The sequence below is a fragment of the Sphingomonas trueperi genome, from assembly GCF_040545965.1.
Classification (GTDB): domain Bacteria; phylum Pseudomonadota; class Alphaproteobacteria; order Sphingomonadales; family Sphingomonadaceae; genus Sphingomonas; species Sphingomonas trueperi_C.
Genome location: NZ_JBEPMV010000003.1, coordinates 502073 through 519744 on the forward strand (window position 1 = coordinate 502073; position 17672 = coordinate 519744).

A 17672-nucleotide genomic window follows, 5' to 3' on the forward strand; every position below is an offset into this window, starting at 1 on the left:
AAGTCCAAAGGTATCTGAATCATGCGTATTTTCGCAGTGACGGCGCTCGCCCTCATGGCCTCCGCAACTCCCGCCCTCGCGCAGGACGCGACCTTCCAGGGCCCGCGCATCGAAGCGGTCGGCGGCTGGGACAACATCAAGTCGGATGGCGTGAGCGCGTCGGGCTTCGTCTATGGCGGTGCAGCGGGCTATGACCTGCAGCGCGGCAACCTGGTTGTCGGCGTTGACGGTGAAATCACCGGCACCACCACCAAGAAGACCTTCGACCTCGGCACGATCAAGGGCGGCCGCGATTTCTACGCCGGCGCTCGCATCGGCTACGTCGTCGCCCCGGCAACCCTGCTGTACGGCAAGGTCGGCTATGACAACAGCCGCGTGATCGCGCGTTCGGGCCAGCTCCGCGACGCCGAGAACCTCGACGGCGTGCGCCTCGGCGCCGGCGTTGAGCGCACCTTCGGCCACTATTACGGCAAGGTCGAGTATCGCTACACCAACGCGTCGCAGGACGTGGTGCGCCACCAGGTGCTGGCCGGCATCGGCTACCGCTTCTGAGCGATCCAGGATCGGCGGCGCGCCCCCGCGCCGCGATTTCCGAAGACCCCGCATCGGCAACGATGCGGGGTTTTCGTTTGCACGAAATCCACAAGACAGCGACGCTTGCCTGGTACGCGCCTGCTATTTCCTACAATTGGCGCGATCGATATACTTTCCCCCATCAGTAGGAGTCGCACCCCGTGCGCACTCCATCCATGTTGTTCATGCCTTGGGGGGAGCCGAACATGGCACAATTCGATGCAGTCGCGTGGTTTCAACTTTTGACGCTGGGCGGATTGGCCGGCGCGATGGGCCAGGCGATCCGCGTGATCGTGGGCATGAAGAAGCTCAACGACCAAGCCTCCAACACCAACACGTCGCTGGCCGCGATGATCGTGCCGACGCAGCTCGTCATCTCGCTGCTGATCGGCTTCATCGCCGGGGCGCTCGCCAGCAGCCAGCTGATCAGCGACCTCGCCCATATCTCGTCGCAGCAGATCTTCGCGCTTTCCGCCGCCGGCTATGCAGGCGCGGACTTCATCGAAGGCTTCATGACGCGGATCACACCCAGCCTGCCCGCGCCGCAACCCACGCCCACGCCTGCCCCCACGCCGGTCGCCGCAGCACCGCTCGCCGACCTGCCGGCAAGCGCCGACGGAGCGGTCGGCTGATGGCCGCCGGGACCACGCCGGTGACCGGCACGGTGCGCACCACCACGCTGGTCAACCTCCGCCACGGCGCGCCGCGCATCAGCGCCCCGGTAGTCGGAAAGCTCGCCGCCGGCACCGTCGTTCCCGTCACCAGCGTGGCGGTGGGCGATGCGGTGCAGGGCAATGCACTATGGTACGGCACGACCGACCAGAATTTCCTGTGGAGCGGCGGCTGCGACGCGCTGCAGACCGGGGCGGCAGGCACCGCCGGCGGCAGCGCCGTGCGCCCCAGGGTTCCGATGGTGGTCGATGTCTATCACCGCAGCATCGTCCGCGATCTGGCCGCTGCCAGGGCGGCCGGCGTGCAAGGCATCATCCACAAGGCGACCACCGGCATCAGCGGCCGGGACGAGCTGTACGACGATCGCCGCCTTGCTGCCGAGAAGGCCGGCTTGCTGTGGGGCGCCTATCACTGGGGCACCGCGCTGCCCCCGGCCCAGCAGGTCGAAAACTTCCTCGGCTGGGCGAAGCCCGACGACAGGACCTTGGTGGCGCTCGATTACGAGCCGAGCCCGAACAACCAGATGACGCTGGACGGCGCCCGCGAGTTCCTGGAACGCATCCAGGAAAAGCTGGGGCGGCGCGCGGTGCTCTACTCGGGCAGCCTGATCAAGGAGGAGCTGGGCACCCGGATCGATCCCTTCTTCGGCGCGCACCGGCTGTGGCTGGCGCAATATAGCGCGACGGCATCGGTGCAGCCGAGCTGGAAATCCTATTGGCTGTGGCAATATTCGGACGGTGCCGCGACCGTTCCCGGCATTCCGGGCGACGGCGCCGGCCATGTCGACCAGAATTACTATGACGGTCCCGCCGAGCAGCTCGCCGCGGAATGGGCCAGCTGACCGCTCGACTTTCCGCCCCCGGCGCGCCTAGCATGCGGGATGACCGCAAAACGCACCGGGGGCAGGATCCTCGTCGACAATCTGGTAGCGCAGGGCTGCGACCGGATCTTCCACGTACCGGGCGAGAGCTTCCTCGCCGTGCTCGACGCACTGCATGACGAGTCGAGCATCGATCTCGTCACCTGCCGCCAGGAAGGCGGCGCGGCGTTCATGGCCTGTGCCGATGGCGCGATGACCGGGCGGCCGGGGGTGTGCTTCGTGACGCGCGGGCCGGGCGCGACCAATGCCAGCATCGGCGTGCATGTCGCGATGCAGGATTCGCAGCCGATGCTGCTGTTCATCGGCGATGTCGACCGCGGCATGCGCGACCGCGAGGGGTTCCAGGAAGTCGACCTGCCCGCGATGTTCGCGCCGCTCGCCAAATGGGCGACGCGGATCGAGGATGCCCGGCGCATCCCCGAATATGTCGCGCGCGCCTGGAACGTCGCCACCTCGGGCCGGCCGGGCCCGGTGGTGATCGCGCTGCCCGAGGACATGCTGCTCGATGTGGTCGAGGCGGTCGACCGCCCCGCCATCGCCGAGCCGATCCAGGCCGCCGACGCCTTCGATCTCGACCAGCTCTACGATCTGCTCCGCGAGGCCGAGCGCCCGATCGCGATCGTCGGCGGGGGCGGCTGGGATTCGGATACGGCGGAGGATTTCGCCCGCTTCGCCGAGTCGATCGACCTGCCGGTCGCCTGCGCCTTCCGGCGGCAGGATGCGATCGACAATGCCTCGCCGGTCTGGGCGGGCAATCTCGGCTATGGCCCCAACCCCAAGCTGGTCGCGCGGATCAAGGCGGCGGACCTGCTGCTGGTGGTCGGCGCGCGGCTCGGCGAGGCGACGACGGACGGCTACAGCCTGATCACTCCGGAGCATCCTGGGCAGACGCTGGTGCATGTCCACCCGGACCCCAGCGAATTCCACCGCGTCTACCGCGTCGACCTGCCGATCTGCGCCCGGCCCTTCGAGTTCGCCGTCGCCGCCTCGGCCACGGCAGAAGCGGCCAACCTCCCCCGCTTCGACGGCACCGCCGCGCATGCCGAATGGCTGGAATGGTCCAGCCCCAAGCCGCGCGCCGGCGTGGCGCTCGATCTCGGCCCCTGCGTCGCCGCGATGCGCGCGGTGCTGCCGGCGGACACGATCATCTGCAACGGCGCGGGCAATTTCTCAGGCTGGTGGCACCGCTATTGGCCCTATACCGCGCAGCCGAGCCAGCTCGCGCCCACGGCCGGCGCGATGGGTTACGGCGTGCCGGCCGCGGTAGCCGCGGCGCTGCGCTTCCCCGATCGGCGAGTCGTTGCGGTGGCAGGCGACGGCGACTTCCTGATGAACGGCCAGGAACTCGCCACCGCGGTCCAGCACGGCGCGGACCTGCTGGTGATCGTGGTCGACAACAGCGCCTATGGCACGATCCGCATGCACCAGGAGCGGGAGTTTCCCGAGCGCCTCTCGGGCACGCAGCTCCGCAACCCCGACTTCGCCGCGCTCGCCCGCGCGTTCGGCGGCTGGGCGACCACCGTGGAAACCACGGAGGCGTTTGCGCCGGCGCTGGCGCTTGCCCTCGAACAACCGGGGCTCAAGCTGTTGCACTGCAAGACCGATGTCGAAGTGATCAGCCCGGCGACGACAATCAGCAAGCTACGAAATCGCTGAACGGCTAGGAACCCGTTAACCGACCCGATTCTAGATTGTCTGCATGGGACAGCAGACGAAAGAGCGGTGGAAGACGGCGCATCTCGGCAAGCGGGGAGACCGCGTGCGTCTGGGAGGGCGGCAACTCTGGCAGTGCGAGTGGCGGTGGATCAACAAGAACACCGTTCGCCTGCCGCACCCGCTGCACACGGACCAGCTCTTCTCGTTCATGATCTGCGAGGTCGGACTCGCCTCGGCGCCGGTGCGCTTCGCCGCGGCGCAGGTCGAGCCGGACATGTGGGCGTTCTACGTTCCGGATTGAGGAGCCCTTCTTAGCCCCTCCTCCTCGGAGGAGGGGTTGGGGGTGGAGGGATTCCAGAACATCAGTTGGTCTCGGTGAGACACTGCCCCACCCCAACCCCGCATCAGGTGAACAGCGCCCCGCGCTGTTCAGGCGCTGCCGGGGGCAGCGCCGACCTGATGCGCCTGAAGGGGAGGGGCTTTAGATAGAATCAGAACGGGCCGCACCTTTCGGTACGACCCGTCCAATTGTCCGGTCTCTCGCTCGACTCAGATGTCGTCGCCGAGCGCACCCTTCACCTTGCCGCCGAGCTGCTGGGCCTTGCCCTTCAGCTCCTGCGCCGCGCCTTCATCGCGCGTTTCCGGGTTGCCGCTCTGCTGCTTCACCTTGCCGGCCAGCTCGTTGAGATTGCCTTTGATCTTGTCGGTCAGCTCGCCCATGATCGATACTCCTGGCTAAGGTCGGGTGCCACACGACACGACACCTGCGACTTGCCTGAAATAACGACTGTCGGGCGGGACCGTTCCCGATCAGTTGCGCGTGACTTCGCCCAGAAACGCCTTGGTCACGCGCCATGCGTCCAGCGCGCCGTTCGGGTTCTTGGTCCGCAGCAGCGTCGACGACCCATGCACCCCGCCCAGCTTGGGCACGAACTGGGTCTTCTGCGTCGACGGCGACGCGGCGAGGATCGCCCGCGTGGCATCCTCTTCCTTCCCGTCCTGCGCCGAGGTGACGAAGATCGGCATGGTAACCTGCCTGGCCGCGCGCGCGACGGCGCCCTTCTCGTCGAGATACTCGCCCGGCGAGAAGGCGAGCAGCGCTTTGACCTGCCCCTTGTGCTCGGCGGCGAGCGGGAAGATCAGCGCGGCCGAATAGCTGCTGCCCCACAGGATGATCGGCAGCTTCTGCTGCTCCGCCCAGGCGAAGGCGGCGTCGAGGTCCTTCTTCGCATCGGCATAGCTGGCCGAATGGCCGAGCATCTTCACCGTCTCGTTGACGCCGAACAAGGTGCCGCCGGCGCGTTGGTCGATCCGCAGCGACGAATAGCCCGCCTGCGCCAGCTGGGGCGCGAGCAAGGCGTACTCATCCTTGCCCGATTCGGCCTGGTGGAACAGCAGCAGCAGCGCCTTGGGCTTCGCCGCCTTGGTATAGACGCCCGCGATCTTGATCCCGTCGGCGGCGCGCAGCGTTACCGGCTCGGCCGAGATCGGGCCCTGATTGTCCATCGGGTCTTTCTGCGGCCGCGGATGGCAGCCCGCCACCGCGACCAATGCCAGTGCCGCCAGCGCGCGCCGCATCAGATCAGGCCTGCCAGCGGGCTCGACGGATCGGCATAGCGGCGCTTCGCCATGCGGCCGGCGCGATAGGAAAGCCGCCCGGCCTCGACCGCAGCCTTCATCGCCGCCGCCATCAGGATGGGATCCTTGGCCTCGGCGATCGCGGTGTTCATCAGCACGCCGTCGCAGCCCAGCTCCATCGCCACCGCCGCGTCCGAGGCCGAGCCGACGCCGGCATCGACCAGCACCGGCACCTTGGCGCCTTCGACGATCAGCCGGATCGTCACCTGGTTCTGTATGCCGAGCCCCGACCCGATCGGCGCGCCGAGCGGCATGATCGCGACGGCGCCGGCATCCTCCAGCCGCTTGGCGGCGATGGGATCGTCGACGCAGTAGACCATCGGCAAAAAGCCTTCCTTGGCCAGCACTTCGGTGGCGCGCAGCGTCTCGACCATGTCCGGATACAGCGTCCGCGCCTCGCCCAGCACTTCCAGCTTCACCAGCTCCCAGCCACCGGCCTCGCGCGCCAGGCGGAGCGTGCGGATCGCCGAATCGGCATCGAAGCAGCCGGCGGTGTTCGGGAGATAGGTGATCTTCTTCGGATCGATATAGTCGGTGAGCATCGGCGCCTTGGGGTCGCTCACGTTCACCCGGCGCACCGCCACAGTGACGATCTCCGCACCCGAAGCCGCGACCGCGGCCGCATTCTGCTCGAAATCCTTGTACTTGCCGGTGCCGACGATCAGCCGCGAACGGAAGGTCTTGCCCGCCACCGTCCAGCTGTCGTCCGCGAGCGGCGCTGCATGGTCGCCGCCGCCGACAAAGTGCACGATTTCCAGCTCGTCACCGTCCTCGACGATCACTTGCGCCAGCGTCGAGCGCGGCACCACCTCGAGGTTGCGTTCCACCGCCACCTTCTCGGGCACCAGCCCCAGCTCGCTCGCGAGCTGTGCGAGTGTGAGCCCGGCGGTGATGCGCTTGTGTTCGCCGTTGACGCGGATGGAGACGGTGCCGTCGCTGTGCATGAAGAGCCTTGGATTTGATCGGAGACGCCGGCTCATATAGGGAGGACCGCATCCTGCCCGCAACCGAAAGGCGCTTTGCATTGGCCGATACGATCTTCGTCTTGAATGGTCCCAACCTCAATCTGCTGGGGCTCCGCGAGCCGGAAATCTATGGGTCGGACACGCTGGACGACATTGCCGGCATGCTGGAGGATCGCGCCCGCGAGCTGGGGCTCGAGGTCGAGGTGCGCCAGTCCAACCATGAGGGCCATCTGATCGACTGGCTGCACGAAGCCCAGGCCGATGGCGCGCGCGCCGTCCTACTAAATCCGGGAGGCTACACGCACACCTCGGTTGCGCTACACGATGCGATCAAAAGCATCAGCACGCCGGTGATCGAAGTGCATCTCTCCAATCCGCACGCGCGCGAATCCTTCCGCCACACGAGCCTCGTCGCCCGTGCTGCGAAAGGCACAGTGGCCGGGTTTGGTGCAACCTCCTATATGCTCGCGCTTGAAGCCGCCGCGCGTCTCTGACAGAGGGCGCCGTTTCATCTGTAGAATTCAAAAGAAGGGTCGTATGGCCGAAGAAACCAAGTCGGGTGCAATGATGGTCGACATCGAGCTGGTTCGCCAGCTCGCCGCCGTGCTCGATGACACCCAGCTCACCGAGATCGAAGTCGAGGACGGCGAACGCCGCGTCCGCGTCGCGCGCAAGGTGACCGCAGCGCCCGCAGCGGTGCAGTATGCCGCCGCCCCGGCGGCGCCGATGCTCGCCGCGCCGGCCGCTGCCGCTGCCCCGGCCGAGATCGTCGCCGCGCCGCAGCCGGCCGCGAACGCGGTCAAGTCGCCGATGGTCGGCACCGCCTATCTCAAGCCGAATCCGGAAGCGAAGACCTTCGTGACCGTCGGCCAGCAGGTCGCCGCCGGCGACACGCTGCTGATCATCGAGGCGATGAAGGTGATGAACCCGATCCACGCGCCCAGCGCCGGCACGGTCAAGGCGATCCTGGTCGAGAACGGCCAGCCGGTCGAGTTCGACCAGCCGCTCGTCGTGGTAGAGTAACGGGAACGGCCATGCCCGAGATCAAGAAGCTGCTGATCGCCAATCGCGGCGAGATCGCGCTGCGCATCCACCGCGCGTGCCACGAAATGGGCATCAAGACGGTGGCGGTGCACTCCACCGCCGATTCCGACGCGATGCACGTGCGCCTGGCGGACGAGGCGATCTGCATCGGCCCGCCGTCCGCGGCGGAGAGCTATCTCAACATCCCGAACATCATCTCGGCCGCCGAGATTTCGGGCGCGGATGCGATCCACCCGGGCTATGGCTTCCTCTCGGAGAACGCCCAGTTCGCTGAGATCGTCGAAGCGCACGGGCTGATCTTCGTCGGTCCCAAGCCCGAGCATATCCGCACCATGGGCGACAAGATCGAAGCGAAGCGCACCGCAGGCGCGCTCGGCCTGCCGCTGGTGCCCGGCTCGGACGGCCCGATCGCGGATCTGGAAGAGGCCAAGGCGATCGCCGCCAAGGCCGGCTATCCGGTGATCATCAAGGCCGCTTCGGGCGGCGGTGGTCGCGGCATGAAGGTGTGCACCAGCGAGGACCAGCTTGAGACGCTGATGCAGCAAGCGGGCTCGGAGGCGAAGGCCGCGTTCGGCGACGCCACCGTCTATCTCGAAAAGTATCTCGGCAATCCGCGCCACATCGAGTTCCAGGTGTTCGGCGACGGCAACGGCAACGCGATCCATTTGGGCGAGCGCGATTGCTCGCTCCAGCGCCGCCACCAGAAGGTGCTCGAAGAGGCGCTATCGCCGGTGATCACGCCCGAGGAGCGTGCGCGCATGGGCGGCATCGTCGCTAAGGCGATGTCCGATATGGGCTATCGCGGCGCGGGCACGATCGAGTTCCTGTGGGAAAATGGCGAGTTCTACTTCATCGAGATGAACACCCGCCTCCAGGTCGAGCATCCGGTGACCGAGATGATCACCGGCATGGACCTGGTGCGCGAGCAGATCCGCGTCGCAGAAGGGCACGGCCTGTCGGTGCGCCAGGAGGATCTGGAATTCCGCGGCCACGCGATCGAGTGCCGCATCAACGCCGAGGATCCGCGCACCTTCGCGCCTTCGCCGGGCACGATCACGCATTTCCACGCGCCGGGCGGCATGCACGTCCGCGTCGATAGCGGCATCTATTCGGGCTACCGGATCCCGCCCTATTACGACTCCATGATCGCCAAGCTGATCGTCTATGGCCGCACCCGCGAGGGCTGCATCCTGCGACTGAAGCGGGCATTGGAAGAGTTCGTGGTCGACGGCATCAAGACGACGATCCCGCTCCACCAGGCCCTGCTCGACGATCCCGAGTTCCTGAAGGGCGACTATACGATCAAGTGGCTCGAAGAGTGGCTGGCCAAGCAGGACGAGGCAGCCGCGGCGTGAAGGCCACCATCTACCACAACCCGCGCTGCTCCAAGTCGCGCGAGGCGCTGGCGATCCTCAGGGACGCCGGCGCCGAGGTGGAGGTGATCGAATATCTGAAGACTCCGCCGAGCCGCGAAACGCTGGCGGAGCTGTACAAGCGCGCGGGCATGACCGCCCGCGAAGGCCTGCGCATCGCCGAGGATGCCGCCAAGCCGCTCAAGGGCGCGGACGACGACACGATCCTCGACGCGATGGCGGCCAACCCGATCCTGATCGAACGCCCGCTGGTGGTGACGGAGCGTGGGGTCCGGCTGGGAAGGCCGCCTGAGAAGGTTCGGGAAATCCTGTAACGGGGCATCTTCTCGCCGGAGCGAGCAGATATCCCGCCACCAACAGCCGTCATCCCGGCGGAAGCCGGGATCCATTGGGGTCGCCGTATCGGCTCCTGCCTGGAGCGAGTGGCGAATGGATCCCGGCTTCCGCCGGGATGACAAGGGCTTGGCTCAGCCCCGCACCCCCACGGGAAGGTTTCCGCGCCTGCCGGCGCGGCCCCTCCACCATTTGCTGGCGCGAATGGTCCCCCTCCCCGCTCCGGGGAGGAATTTTTCAGCCCTGCACCCCGGCCGCGATCGTCTCGCGCCACGGCGTGGTCGGCCGGCCGATCAGCCCGGACAGCGTCTTCGACTCGTCGAACAGCGCGCCGTCCGCCACCCGCGCATCGCTGTCCGCCAGGATCGCCGCGAACGGACCCGGCAGCCCCGCGCCTTCCAGCGCCTTGGCGTACTCGGCCTGCGGCAGGTCCTGATAGGCCACCGGCTTGCCAGATGCCTCGGCCAGCGCCGCCGCCAGTTCGGCATGGGTGAAGCCGCTGTCGCCGGCCAGTTCGAACGTCCCCGCCTGCCCACGCGCCAGCACCACCGCCGCCGCCTCGGCATAATCCGCGCGCGCCGCGCCCGAGACCAGCCCGTCGCCCGCGCTGCCGATCAGCACGCCATGCTCGATCGCGGGACCGGCGCTCATCAGATAGTTCTCGGTGTACCAGCCGTTGCGCAGCAGTGCGGCGGGGATGCCGCTGGCGGCGAGCAGATCCTCGGTCGCCTTGTGCTCGACCGCCATCTGCATCGGCGAGGTCTGCGCGCGGAGCAGGCTGGTATAGGCGATCAGCTGCACGCCCGCCGCCTTGGCCGCCTCGATCACCGCCTGGTGCTGCGGCACGCGGCTGCCGATGGCATTGCCCGAGATCAGCAGCAGCCGGGTCACGCCCGCCAGCCCCGGTGCCAGCGTTTCCGGCGCGTCATAGTCGAACGCACGCACGGTCACGCCCTTGGCGGCGAGATCGGCAACGCGCTCGGGGTTGCGCGCCAGCGCGACGATCTCGCTCGGCGCGACCTTCTGCAGCAGCGATTCGATAACGAGGCGGCCCAGCTGGCCCGAAGCTCCGGTGATGGCGTACATGGCAGTTCCTTCCAATCGTGGATTGACCAGAGCGATGTAACACCCCACTTACGAATCGTAAGTACGCACACAAAGGTAAGTATCAAAAATGTCGGATGAGACGCCCCGCACCTTGGCCGCGATGATGGACCGCGGCGACGTGTTCGTCCCCGATTGCCCGTCACGCGCGGTGCTCAAGCGGATCACCAGCAGCTGGGGCCTGCTCGTGCTGGTAGCCCTCCGCGACGGCACCCGCCGCTTCAGCGAGCTCCGCCGCCGGGTGAACGGGGTGAGCGAACGCATGCTGGCCCAGACGCTCCAGCAGCTCGAGGCGCACCAGCTGGTCACCCGCTACAGCCTGCCGGTGGTGCCGCCGCACGTCGAATATACCCTTACGCCGCTGGGCGAGCAGGCCGCGGCCAAGGTCGAGGATCTGGTCGAGTGGATCCAGGCGAACATCGCCGCGCTGATGCCGGCCGAGGAACAGGCGGAGGCTGCCGAGTAGCGCCACCGCTTGCGCGTCCCGCGACCAGCCCTGACGTACCCCGCATTGTACCTCGCCGCGCCGGCATGGCATGGCACTCGGCCATGATCGCCGCCATCGCCACCCTGCTCCTCTGCCAGCTGATTGGCGAGGGGATTCACCTCGTCACCGGCCTGCCGCTGCCCGGACCGGTGCTCGGCATGTTCCTGCTGCTCGGCTGGCTGCTGCTCCGCCCGGGCGAGCGGCCCACGCTGGTGCAGGTCTCCGCCTGGCTGACCGCGCACCTCTCGGTGATGTTCGTTCCTGCCGCCGTTGGGCTGATCGAGGAGGGTCCCGTGCTCGCGACCAACGGCGTCGCGATCGTCGTCGCCACGCTCGCCTCGACGCTGCTCACCGTGGTGGTGACCGCGCTCGTCTTCCGCTGGGCCCTCGCCCGGCAGGAGCGCGGCGCATGACCGCGCTCTGGACGACGCTCCAGGCGACGCCCCTGCTCTGGCTCGCCGTCACGCTGCTGGTGTTCGAAGGTGCCGATCGCCTGTCGAAGCGCAGCAACCGCCATCCGCTCTGCCACCCGGTGCTGCTGGCGACGCCGGTGCTGATCGCGATCCTGCTGGCGACGCGCACCCCCTACCCCGTCTATGCGCAGAACACGGCGGTGCTCCCCTTCCTGCTCAGCCCGGCGACGGTCGGGCTGGCGGTGCCGCTGTGGCGCAACCGCGCGCTGGTGCGCAGCGCCGCCGGGCCGCTGCTGCTCGCGCTGACGGCGGGCTCGCTCACCGCGATCCTCAGCGTCACCGCGATTGTCTGGGCGTTCGGCGGCAGCGCCGCGATCCTCGCGACGGTCGCGCCGCGCTCGGTGACGACGCCGGTGGCGATGGCGCTGGCGCAGCAGCTGGGCGGCATCCCGGCGCTGGCGGCGATCGTCGTGCTGATCGCCGGCGTGTTCGGCGCGATGATCGCAACCCCGGTGCTCAACGCGCTGCGGATCGAGGATTACCGCGTCCGCGGCTTCGCCACCGGCGTCGCGGCGCACGGCATCGGCATGGCTCGCGCCTTCCAGGTTTCCGAGCTGGGCGGCACCTTCGCCGGCATCGGCATGGCGCTCAACGCCGCGATGACCGCGTTACTGCTGACACTCTGGGCGGTGCTGTAGCCCCTATTCGTCGGTCACGTCCTGCTTGGTGCCGTACAGCCGCACCGGGCGGCCGTTTTCGAACTCCACATCGGCGGTCAGCCGCATCTTGCGCAGGGCGCCGTCGCGGCGGCGGATCGCCACGTCGATGGTGAAGCTCGCGCCTTCCGCGACAGCCCTGTTGCGGACCCGCGCCAGCATCGCCCGCGACTCCGGGGTGTACATCGCGACCACGTCGTCGCGGGACAGCGGTTCGCTCCTTGGGACGCCGAACAGGTCATAGACGCCCGGCGACCAGCGCAGCGCGTCGGTGGCGAGATCGCACTCCCAGGCAGCCGGCAGCGGGATCAGCGGATCGCCGGCGCGCAGTCCCTTGCCGAGGAGAGGCTGGATAAACATGCCAAACGTTAGCATGCCCCGGTTAATGCAGCGTTCCCCACCCTCTCCGTAACTCCCGGGGTGACGCGCGGCGAACACCCCGCTAAGGGGTCCGGCCATGACCCAGATCACGCCCGAGATCGTGGCCGAGCACGGCCTTTCGCCCGAAGAATATGACCGCGTCCTCAAGGCGCTCGGTCGCGAGCCGAACCTGACCGAGCTCGGCATCTTCTCGGTGATGTGGTCCGAGCATTGCAGCTACAAGTCCAGCCGCATCCACCTGAAGAAGCTGCCGACCACCGGCCCCCAGGTCATTTGCGGCCCCGGTGAGAATGCCGGCGTGGTCGACATCGGCGACGGCCAGGCGGCGATCTTCAAGATGGAGAGCCACAACCATCCGTCGTACATCGAGCCCTATCAGGGTGCGGCGACCGGCGTGGGCGGCATCCTGCGCGACGTGTTCACCATGGGCGCGCGGCCCATCGCCAACATGAACGCGCTGCGCTTCGGCCGGCCCGATCATCCCAAGATGAAGCATCTGATCGCCGGCGTCGTCCACGGCATCGGCGGCTATGGCAATTGCGTCGGCGTGCCGACCGTGGGCGGCGAGGTGAATTTCCACCCGGCCTATGACGGCAACATCCTGGTCAACGCGATGACCGTCGGCATCGCCGATACCGACAAGATCTTCTATTCGGCAGCATCCGGCGTCGGCAATTCGATCGTCTATGTCGGCTCCAAGACCGGCCGCGACGGCATCCACGGCGCGACCATGGCGAGCGCGGATTTCGGCGAGGATTCGGAAGAGAAGCGCCCCACCGTCCAGGTCGGCGATCCGTTCACCGAGAAGCTGCTGATCGAAGCCTGCCTCGAGCTGATGGCCTCGGACGCGATCGTCGCGATCCAGGACATGGGCGCCGCCGGCCTCACCTCGTCCAGCGTCGAGATGGCGTCCAAGGGCGGCGTCGGCATCGAGCTGATCATGGACGACGTGCCCCAGCGCGAAACCGGCATGACGCCCTATGAGATGATGCTCTCCGAATCGCAGGAGCGCATGCTGATGGTGCTCAAGCCCGGCCGTGAGGAGTTCGCCGAGGCGATCTTCCGCAAGTGGGAGCTCGATTTCGCCGTCATCGGCCATGTCACCGACACCGGCCGCATGGTGCTCAAGTGGAAGGGCGACGTGGTGTGCGACATCCCGCTCGCCCCGCTGGCCGACGACGCCCCGCTCTACGATCGCCCGCATGTGCCGACGCCCAAGCAGCCCGAGCTGCAGAACGTGCCGGAGTGCACCGATCCCGCCGCCGATCTCGTCAAGCTGATGGGTTCGCCCGACATCGCCAGCCGCCGCTGGATCTGGGAGCAGTATGACCACATGGTCGGCGGCGACACCGTGCAGCGCCCGGGCGGTGACGCGGCGGTCGTCCGCGTCCACGGCACGAACAAGGGCCTGGCGATCACCACCGATTGCACCCCGCGCTATTGCTTCGCGGACCCGGTCGAGGGCGGCAAGCAGGCCATTGCCGAAGCATGGCGCAACCTCTCCGCGGTGGGAGCGACCCCGCTGGCGGTGACCAACTGCCTCAACTTCGCCAACCCGCAGCGCCCCGAGATCATGGGCCAGATCGTCGGCGCGCTGGAAGGCATGAGCGAGGCGTGCCGCGCGCTCGACTTCCCGATCGTCTCGGGCAATGTCAGCCTCTACAACGAGAGCAAGGCGACCGGCGGCGGCTCGGCGATCCTGCCGACCCCGGCGATCGGCGCGATCGGCCTGCTCAAGGACTGGCAGAAGAACTGCACCATCGCCTTCAAGGGCACCGGCGACGTGATCATCGCGGTCGGCGAGCGCGGCGGCCATCTCGGCCAGTCGATCTGGCTGCGCGAGATCTGCGGCCGCGAGGAAGGCCCGCCCCCGCCCGTCGACCTGATGATGGAGCGCCGCACCGGCGCGTTCATCCGCTCGGCGATCTGCGGCGGCGCGATCACCGCCTGCCATGACGTGTCGGACGGCGGCCTGGCGGTGGCGATCGCCGAGATGGCGCTGGCCTCGAACATCGGCGCGATCCTCGACCAGCCCCAGCCGTTCGGCGTCGCCGGCAGCTGGTTCGGCGAGGACCAGGGCCTGTATGTGGTGACCGTGAAGGATGAGGCGTTGGCCGACTTCCTGGTCGCCGCCGACAAGGCCGGCCTCGCCGCCGATCCGATCGGCCGCACCATCGCCAACCGCATCATCTTCGAGATGGAGGAAGGCGATTTCTGCGTGAGCCTGGCCGACCTGCGCACGGCGCATGAGGGCTTCTTCCCGGCGCTGATGGGCGCGGCGGAAGCGGTGAGCGAAGCAAACGCGATCTGACCAATGCTCTAAGCCCCTCCTCCTCGGAGGAGGGGTTGGGGTGGAGGGATTCCAGAACGTCTGTTGGTCTCCGTGAGACACTGCCCCACCCCAACCCCTCCCCTGAAGGGGAGGGGCTAAGAAGTGCGAACTCCGCCCCCCCTACAACCCCCAAATGGGGGGTACCGCCTTGCTCGCCTTGGGCTGGTGACACCGCAGCCATCGCGGCATCCTGCCCCCATGTCGGATTTCGGGGATCGGGCCACGAGCGGCGGCAGCGTCGCCTTGTCGGGCGGAACACAGCTGGGTGCTGCGCTGGACGGCGCCCGCCTGCGCGCCCTCGCCGCCGCGCTGCTCGCGCTCGGCATCTTCTGGATCGACAGCTTCACGAGCTTCCACAGCGCCATCGCCACGCTCTACGCGGTCGTGCTGCTGCTCGCGGGCGCACGGCTCGATCGGCGCCAGCTGATCGGCTGGAGCCTGGCCTGTGCCGCGCTCACCCTGACGAGCTTCGTCGTCGTCCACCGCGATGCGCCGACCACCGAAGCGGTGCTGCGCCTGCTGGTGAGCCTCGCCGCCAATGCCGTCACCACCGCGCTGCTGCTCCACCGCATCGCGCTCGACCAGCGCGTGGCGCGCGAGGAGCGCCGCTATGCGACGATGACCGACACGCTCGCCGTCGCCATCTGGGAGCATGATTTCAGCTGCGTCGACGCCGCGATCCAGGCGCTGCGGTCGAGCGGCGTCACCGATCTGCGCGCCTATCTGCGCGCGCACCCCGATTTCGTCGCCCATATCCGCCGCCAGGTGCGCATCACCGACGTCAACCAGACCGCGCTCGACCTGATGGGTGTGCCGAGCAAAGCCGCCTTCTTCCGCAAGCTGGGCGACTTCCTGCCCGAAAGCGACGCCAGCTTCGCCGACTGCATCTTGGCGATCGACGAGCGCCGCCCGATGTTCCAGGCCGAAACCCAGGTGATCGCCGCCGACGGCACCCCGATCGACATCATCGTCGCCTTCAGCCTGGCGCCCGGTACCTGCCTGGCGCACGTGCCCGGCAGCATCCTCGACATCCGCCAGCGCAAGCGGCTGGAGACCACCGTCGAGCGCACCCGTATCGAGCTGGAGCGCGTCCAGCGCACCGCCGCGATCGGCGCGATGTCCGCCTCGATCGCGCACGAGATCAACCAGCCGATCTCCGCCGTGCAGAGCTATGCCGATGCCGCCGCGCGCTGGCTCGCCCGGCCCGAGCCGGACCTCGCCGAGGTTCGGCTGTCGCTTGCCGGGCTCAACCAGGCGGTGGCGAACGTCCATGCGGTGATCCGGCGGGTCCGCTCGCTGGTCGGCGGCGCACAGTGCGACATGCAGCCGCTGGGTTTCGGCACCCTGGTTGCGGACACGCTCGCCATCGCCGCGCGCGATCTCGACGCGCACGGTGCACGGATCCATGTCGCGCCGCTGGGCGAGCCGACGGTGGTCGGCGATCGCATCCTGCTCAAGCATTTGCTGCTCAACCTGATCACCAACGCGCTGCAGGCGATGGAAGCGGCAGGGATCGCCGACAAGCGGATGGACCTGACGCTCCACGCCAAGGAGGAGCATGTCCTGCTGCTGCTGCGCGACCACGGGCCGGGCCTCGCGCCCGAGATCGCCGAGCCGTTCGAGACCTTCGCCACCACCAAGCCCGGCGGCATGGGGCTGGGCCTGTCGATCTGCCGCTCGATCGTCGAGCTGCACGACGGCCGCATTTCACTCGCGAACCATCCCGATGGCGGTGCGCTGGCGGCGATCGAGCTGCCGCTCGCGGCCTGAGTCCAGCGCTCCCCCCAGGCCGTCATCCCGGCGGAAGCCGGGATCCAGACGCCACGCGCTACCAGCTGGAGCCGAGACGCCGACCCCAATGGATTCCGGCTTTCGCCGGAATGACGATGAATAGGTGGGGCATCGTCAGCCCAGCGCGCGTTCCAGTGCGCCGCAAAGCAGGTCCGGATCGACCGGCTTGTCGAGCAGTGCCACCAGATCCAGCGTGGCCGCACGCGCCCGCAATTCGGCGGTGGGATAGGCGGTCATCAGGATCACCGGCACCGTCGATCCGCGCTCGCGCAGCCGCTGGCGCAGCTCCAGCCCCGATCGGCCGGGCATCTGCAGGTCGGTGAGCACGCAGTCCGCGGCATCGTCGCCGGCATCGAGATAGGCGTCGGCCGAGGCATAGATCGCGGTGCGATAGCCGAAGGAGCGGATCAGGCTCGCCGCCGCATCGCGCACCAGGGCATCGTCATCCACCACGGCAACCAGGCTGTCCGGCACGCGCTACGCTCCAATGTCGCCGGGCCATCCGGGACTGGCTACAAAGCTAGGGTGCGTTGCCGCGTCTGTAAGCTATACGCTTGGTTATTCGGGAAACTACGCATTCCCATCGGAGGACGGCAGCGCCTCGGCGGCACGGACCAGATCGGGCACGGTGCGCAGCCCCATCTTGCGCATCAGGCTGGCGCGGTGAAGCTTCACGGTGATCTCGGCGATGCCCAGCTCGCCCGCGATCTGCTTGTTGAGCAAGCCCCGAACCACGCCCTCCATCACCTGCCGCTCGCGCGCGGTAAGCGTGGCGAAGCGCTGGCGGACGGCTTCGCTTTGCTGCGCGGCGCCGCGCCGCTCGGCAGCGCGGGCGAGCCCGGCATTGACCGCGTCAAGCATGTCCTGGTCGCGGAACGGCTTGGTGAGGAAGTCCACCGCCCCGCCCTTCATCGCCTTGACCGACATCGGGATGTCGCCGTGGCCGGTAAGGAAGATCACCGGCAGGTCGACTCCGCGCTCGGCGAGCCGGTCGCGGCACTCGAACCCGCCCATGTGCGGCATCCGGACGTCGACGACGAGGCAGCAGGGCGTCTCCGGCAGGGCGGCGTCGAGAAATTCCTGGGCCGAGCCGTAATTGCGCACCGCGAAATCGACCGAGCGGAACAGCGAATCGAGCGACCCGCGCACCAGCGGATCGTCGTCGACCACCAGTACGACGGGCTGCGCGTCGGGCGCGGGAGCGAGGCGGGGCATGGTTGCGATCCTTTCGCAACAGGCGTGGCGCAAGGGGCGCCGGGGAGCAATCCCGGATGGGGTGCAGGGGTGCCCCCCGAATGGGATGCCGGCGCGTGT

Annotated in this window: 21 protein-coding genes; 14 read left to right on the plus strand and 7 right to left on the minus strand. The window is 68.1% G+C overall.

Annotated features, from left to right (window positions below):
• The first annotated feature begins 21 nt into the window (after window positions 1-21).
• From ABIC35_RS10070 to ABIC35_RS10090, 5 genes are all read left to right on the plus strand, one after another.
• Entirely contained in the window at window positions 22-552 is a 531-nt protein-coding gene (locus ABIC35_RS10070) for an outer membrane protein (RefSeq protein WP_121074477.1), read from the plus strand.
• A gap of 227 nt (window positions 553-779) precedes the next feature.
• Complete coding sequence (locus ABIC35_RS10075) at window positions 780-1205, plus strand: hypothetical protein (RefSeq protein WP_183049509.1); 426 nt, start codon at window positions 780-782, stop codon at window positions 1203-1205.
• On the plus strand, window positions 1205-2086 hold the full coding sequence (locus ABIC35_RS10080; protein ID WP_354278427.1) for a glycoside hydrolase family 25 protein: 882 nt from the start codon (window positions 1205-1207) through the stop codon (window positions 2084-2086). Before ABIC35_RS10075 ends, ABIC35_RS10080 begins: the two co-directional genes overlap by 1 nt.
• Before the next feature lie 39 nt (window positions 2087-2125).
• The gene (locus ABIC35_RS10085; protein WP_121074474.1) at window positions 2126-3781 is read left to right on the plus strand and encodes a thiamine pyrophosphate-binding protein; all 1656 of its coding nucleotides are present in this window, start codon (window positions 2126-2128) and stop codon (window positions 3779-3781) included.
• Window positions 3782-3824: 43 nt separating this feature from the next.
• Window positions 3825-4082, plus strand: a complete 258-nt coding sequence (locus ABIC35_RS10090; protein WP_121074471.1) for a hypothetical protein — start codon at window positions 3825-3827, stop codon at window positions 4080-4082.
• Window positions 4083-4330: 248 nt separating this feature from the next.
• Here the strand turns inward: ABIC35_RS10090 and ABIC35_RS10095 are convergent, their stop codons facing one another.
• From ABIC35_RS10095 to thiS, 3 genes are all read right to left on the minus strand, one after another.
• Window positions 4331-4501: a CsbD family protein gene (locus tag ABIC35_RS10095; protein ID WP_066719684.1), complete on the minus strand. Its 171-nt coding sequence runs from the start codon at window positions 4499-4501 to the stop codon at window positions 4331-4333.
• Window positions 4502-4591: 90 nt separating this feature from the next.
• On the minus strand, window positions 4592-5359 hold the full coding sequence (locus ABIC35_RS10100; RefSeq protein ID WP_121074468.1) for an alpha/beta hydrolase: 768 nt from the start codon (window positions 5357-5359) through the stop codon (window positions 4592-4594).
• Entirely contained in the window at window positions 5359-6363 is a 1005-nt protein-coding gene (gene thiS, locus ABIC35_RS10105) for a sulfur carrier protein ThiS (RefSeq protein ID WP_121074465.1), read from the minus strand. The genes ABIC35_RS10100 and thiS overlap by 1 nt, the downstream gene beginning before the upstream one ends.
• 80 nt (window positions 6364-6443) lie before the next feature.
• Between thiS and aroQ the strand changes: the two genes are divergently transcribed.
• From aroQ to arsC, 4 genes are read left to right on the plus strand one after another with little or no spacing between them, the layout of a single operon-like run.
• On the plus strand, window positions 6444-6878 hold the full coding sequence (gene aroQ / locus ABIC35_RS10110) for a type II 3-dehydroquinate dehydratase (RefSeq protein ID WP_121074462.1): 435 nt from the start codon (window positions 6444-6446) through the stop codon (window positions 6876-6878).
• A 43-nt stretch (window positions 6879-6921) separates the two neighbouring features.
• Window positions 6922-7407 carry an acetyl-CoA carboxylase biotin carboxyl carrier protein gene (gene accB / locus ABIC35_RS10115; protein ID WP_121074459.1) on the plus strand — a complete coding sequence of 162 codons (486 nt, stop codon included), beginning with the start codon at window positions 6922-6924 and terminating at the stop codon, window positions 7405-7407.
• An 11-nt stretch (window positions 7408-7418) separates the two neighbouring features.
• Complete coding sequence (gene accC, locus ABIC35_RS10120) at window positions 7419-8783, plus strand: acetyl-CoA carboxylase biotin carboxylase subunit (protein ID WP_121074454.1); 1365 nt, start codon at window positions 7419-7421, stop codon at window positions 8781-8783.
• Window positions 8780-9115 carry an arsenate reductase (glutaredoxin) gene (gene arsC / locus ABIC35_RS10125; RefSeq protein ID WP_093294186.1) on the plus strand — a complete coding sequence of 112 codons (336 nt, stop codon included), beginning with the start codon at window positions 8780-8782 and terminating at the stop codon, window positions 9113-9115. Before accC ends, arsC begins: the two co-directional genes overlap by 4 nt.
• Window positions 9116-9371: 256 nt before the next feature.
• On the opposite strand, the gene ABIC35_RS10130 is transcribed toward arsC, so the two are convergent.
• Window positions 9372-10220 carry an NAD(P)H-binding protein gene (locus ABIC35_RS10130; RefSeq protein WP_121074451.1) on the minus strand — a complete coding sequence of 283 codons (849 nt, stop codon included), beginning with the start codon at window positions 10218-10220 and terminating at the stop codon, window positions 9372-9374.
• A gap of 88 nt (window positions 10221-10308) precedes the next feature.
• Here ABIC35_RS10130 and ABIC35_RS10135 point away from each other — a divergent pair, with 88 nt between their 5' ends.
• The 3 genes from ABIC35_RS10135 (at window position 10309) to ABIC35_RS10145 (ending at window position 11836) form a co-directional block, all read left to right on the plus strand.
• Window positions 10309-10704 carry a winged helix-turn-helix transcriptional regulator gene (locus ABIC35_RS10135; protein WP_121074448.1) on the plus strand — a complete coding sequence of 132 codons (396 nt, stop codon included), beginning with the start codon at window positions 10309-10311 and terminating at the stop codon, window positions 10702-10704.
• Between the two features lie 83 nt (window positions 10705-10787).
• Window positions 10788-11138, plus strand: coding sequence for a CidA/LrgA family protein (locus tag ABIC35_RS10140; RefSeq protein ID WP_121079164.1), 351 nt, complete (start codon window positions 10788-10790; stop codon window positions 11136-11138).
• Window positions 11135-11836, plus strand: a complete 702-nt coding sequence (locus ABIC35_RS10145) for an LrgB family protein (RefSeq protein WP_121074445.1) — start codon at window positions 11135-11137, stop codon at window positions 11834-11836. Before ABIC35_RS10140 ends, ABIC35_RS10145 begins: the two co-directional genes overlap by 4 nt.
• Before the next feature lie 3 nt (window positions 11837-11839).
• Here ABIC35_RS10145 and ABIC35_RS10150 read toward each other — a convergent pair whose 3' ends face one another.
• Window positions 11840-12214 (minus strand): PAS domain-containing protein, encoded by a 375-nt coding sequence (locus ABIC35_RS10150; protein WP_121074442.1) that lies wholly within the window; start codon window positions 12212-12214, stop codon window positions 11840-11842.
• A gap of 97 nt (window positions 12215-12311) precedes the next feature.
• On the opposite strand from ABIC35_RS10150, the gene purL reads away from it, so the two are divergent.
• The gene (purL, locus tag ABIC35_RS10155) at window positions 12312-14546 is read left to right on the plus strand and encodes a phosphoribosylformylglycinamidine synthase subunit PurL (protein ID WP_121074439.1); all 2235 of its coding nucleotides are present in this window, start codon (window positions 12312-12314) and stop codon (window positions 14544-14546) included.
• 219 nt (window positions 14547-14765) lie between these two features.
• Window positions 14766-16337 (plus strand): PAS domain-containing sensor histidine kinase, encoded by a 1572-nt coding sequence (locus ABIC35_RS10160; protein WP_121074436.1) that lies wholly within the window; start codon window positions 14766-14768, stop codon window positions 16335-16337.
• 135 nt (window positions 16338-16472) lie between these two features.
• Here the strand turns inward: ABIC35_RS10160 and ABIC35_RS10165 are convergent, their stop codons facing one another.
• Both ABIC35_RS10165 and ABIC35_RS10170 read right to left on the minus strand, forming a co-directional pair.
• Window positions 16473-16832, minus strand: a complete 360-nt coding sequence (locus ABIC35_RS10165) for a response regulator transcription factor (RefSeq protein ID WP_121074433.1) — start codon at window positions 16830-16832, stop codon at window positions 16473-16475.
• Between the two features lie 96 nt (window positions 16833-16928).
• Window positions 16929-17573: a response regulator transcription factor gene (locus ABIC35_RS10170; RefSeq protein WP_121074430.1), complete on the minus strand. Its 645-nt coding sequence runs from the start codon at window positions 17571-17573 to the stop codon at window positions 16929-16931.
• Window positions 17574-17672: the final 99 nt, after the last annotated feature.

Bases quoted from the DNA above. Each gene is read 5' to 3' on its own strand.
- ABIC35_RS10070 (WP_121074477.1), top strand. From the start codon at position 22: ATGCGTATTTTCGCAGTGACGGCGCTCGCCCTCATGGCCTCCGCAACT.
- ABIC35_RS10075 (WP_183049509.1), top strand. From the start codon at position 780: ATGGCACAATTCGATGCAGTCGCGTGGTTTCAACTTTTGACGCTGGGC.
- ABIC35_RS10080 (WP_354278427.1), top strand. From the start codon at position 1,205: ATGGCCGCCGGGACCACGCCGGTGACCGGCACGGTGCGCACCACCACG.
- ABIC35_RS10085 (WP_121074474.1), top strand. From the start codon at position 2,126: ATGACCGCAAAACGCACCGGGGGCAGGATCCTCGTCGACAATCTGGTA.
- ABIC35_RS10090 (WP_121074471.1), top strand. From the start codon at position 3,825: ATGGGACAGCAGACGAAAGAGCGGTGGAAGACGGCGCATCTCGGCAAG.
- ABIC35_RS10095 (WP_066719684.1), bottom strand. From the start codon at position 4,501: ATGGGCGAGCTGACCGACAAGATCAAAGGCAATCTCAACGAGCTGGCC.
- ABIC35_RS10100 (WP_121074468.1), bottom strand. From the start codon at position 5,359: ATGCGGCGCGCGCTGGCGGCACTGGCATTGGTCGCGGTGGCGGGCTGC.
- thiS (WP_121074465.1), bottom strand. From the start codon at position 6,363: ATGCACAGCGACGGCACCGTCTCCATCCGCGTCAACGGCGAACACAAG.
- accB (WP_121074459.1), top strand. From the start codon at position 6,922: ATGGCCGAAGAAACCAAGTCGGGTGCAATGATGGTCGACATCGAGCTG.
- accC (WP_121074454.1), top strand. From the start codon at position 7,419: ATGCCCGAGATCAAGAAGCTGCTGATCGCCAATCGCGGCGAGATCGCG.
- ABIC35_RS10130 (WP_121074451.1), bottom strand. From the start codon at position 10,220: ATGTACGCCATCACCGGAGCTTCGGGCCAGCTGGGCCGCCTCGTTATC.
- ABIC35_RS10135 (WP_121074448.1), top strand. From the start codon at position 10,309: ATGTCGGATGAGACGCCCCGCACCTTGGCCGCGATGATGGACCGCGGC.
- ABIC35_RS10140 (WP_121079164.1), top strand. From the start codon at position 10,788: ATGATCGCCGCCATCGCCACCCTGCTCCTCTGCCAGCTGATTGGCGAG.
- ABIC35_RS10145 (WP_121074445.1), top strand. From the start codon at position 11,135: ATGACCGCGCTCTGGACGACGCTCCAGGCGACGCCCCTGCTCTGGCTC.
- ABIC35_RS10150 (WP_121074442.1), bottom strand. From the start codon at position 12,214: ATGTTTATCCAGCCTCTCCTCGGCAAGGGACTGCGCGCCGGCGATCCG.
- purL (WP_121074439.1), top strand. From the start codon at position 12,312: ATGACCCAGATCACGCCCGAGATCGTGGCCGAGCACGGCCTTTCGCCC.
- ABIC35_RS10160 (WP_121074436.1), top strand. From the start codon at position 14,766: ATGTCGGATTTCGGGGATCGGGCCACGAGCGGCGGCAGCGTCGCCTTG.
- ABIC35_RS10170 (WP_121074430.1), bottom strand. From the start codon at position 17,573: ATGCCCCGCCTCGCTCCCGCGCCCGACGCGCAGCCCGTCGTACTGGTG.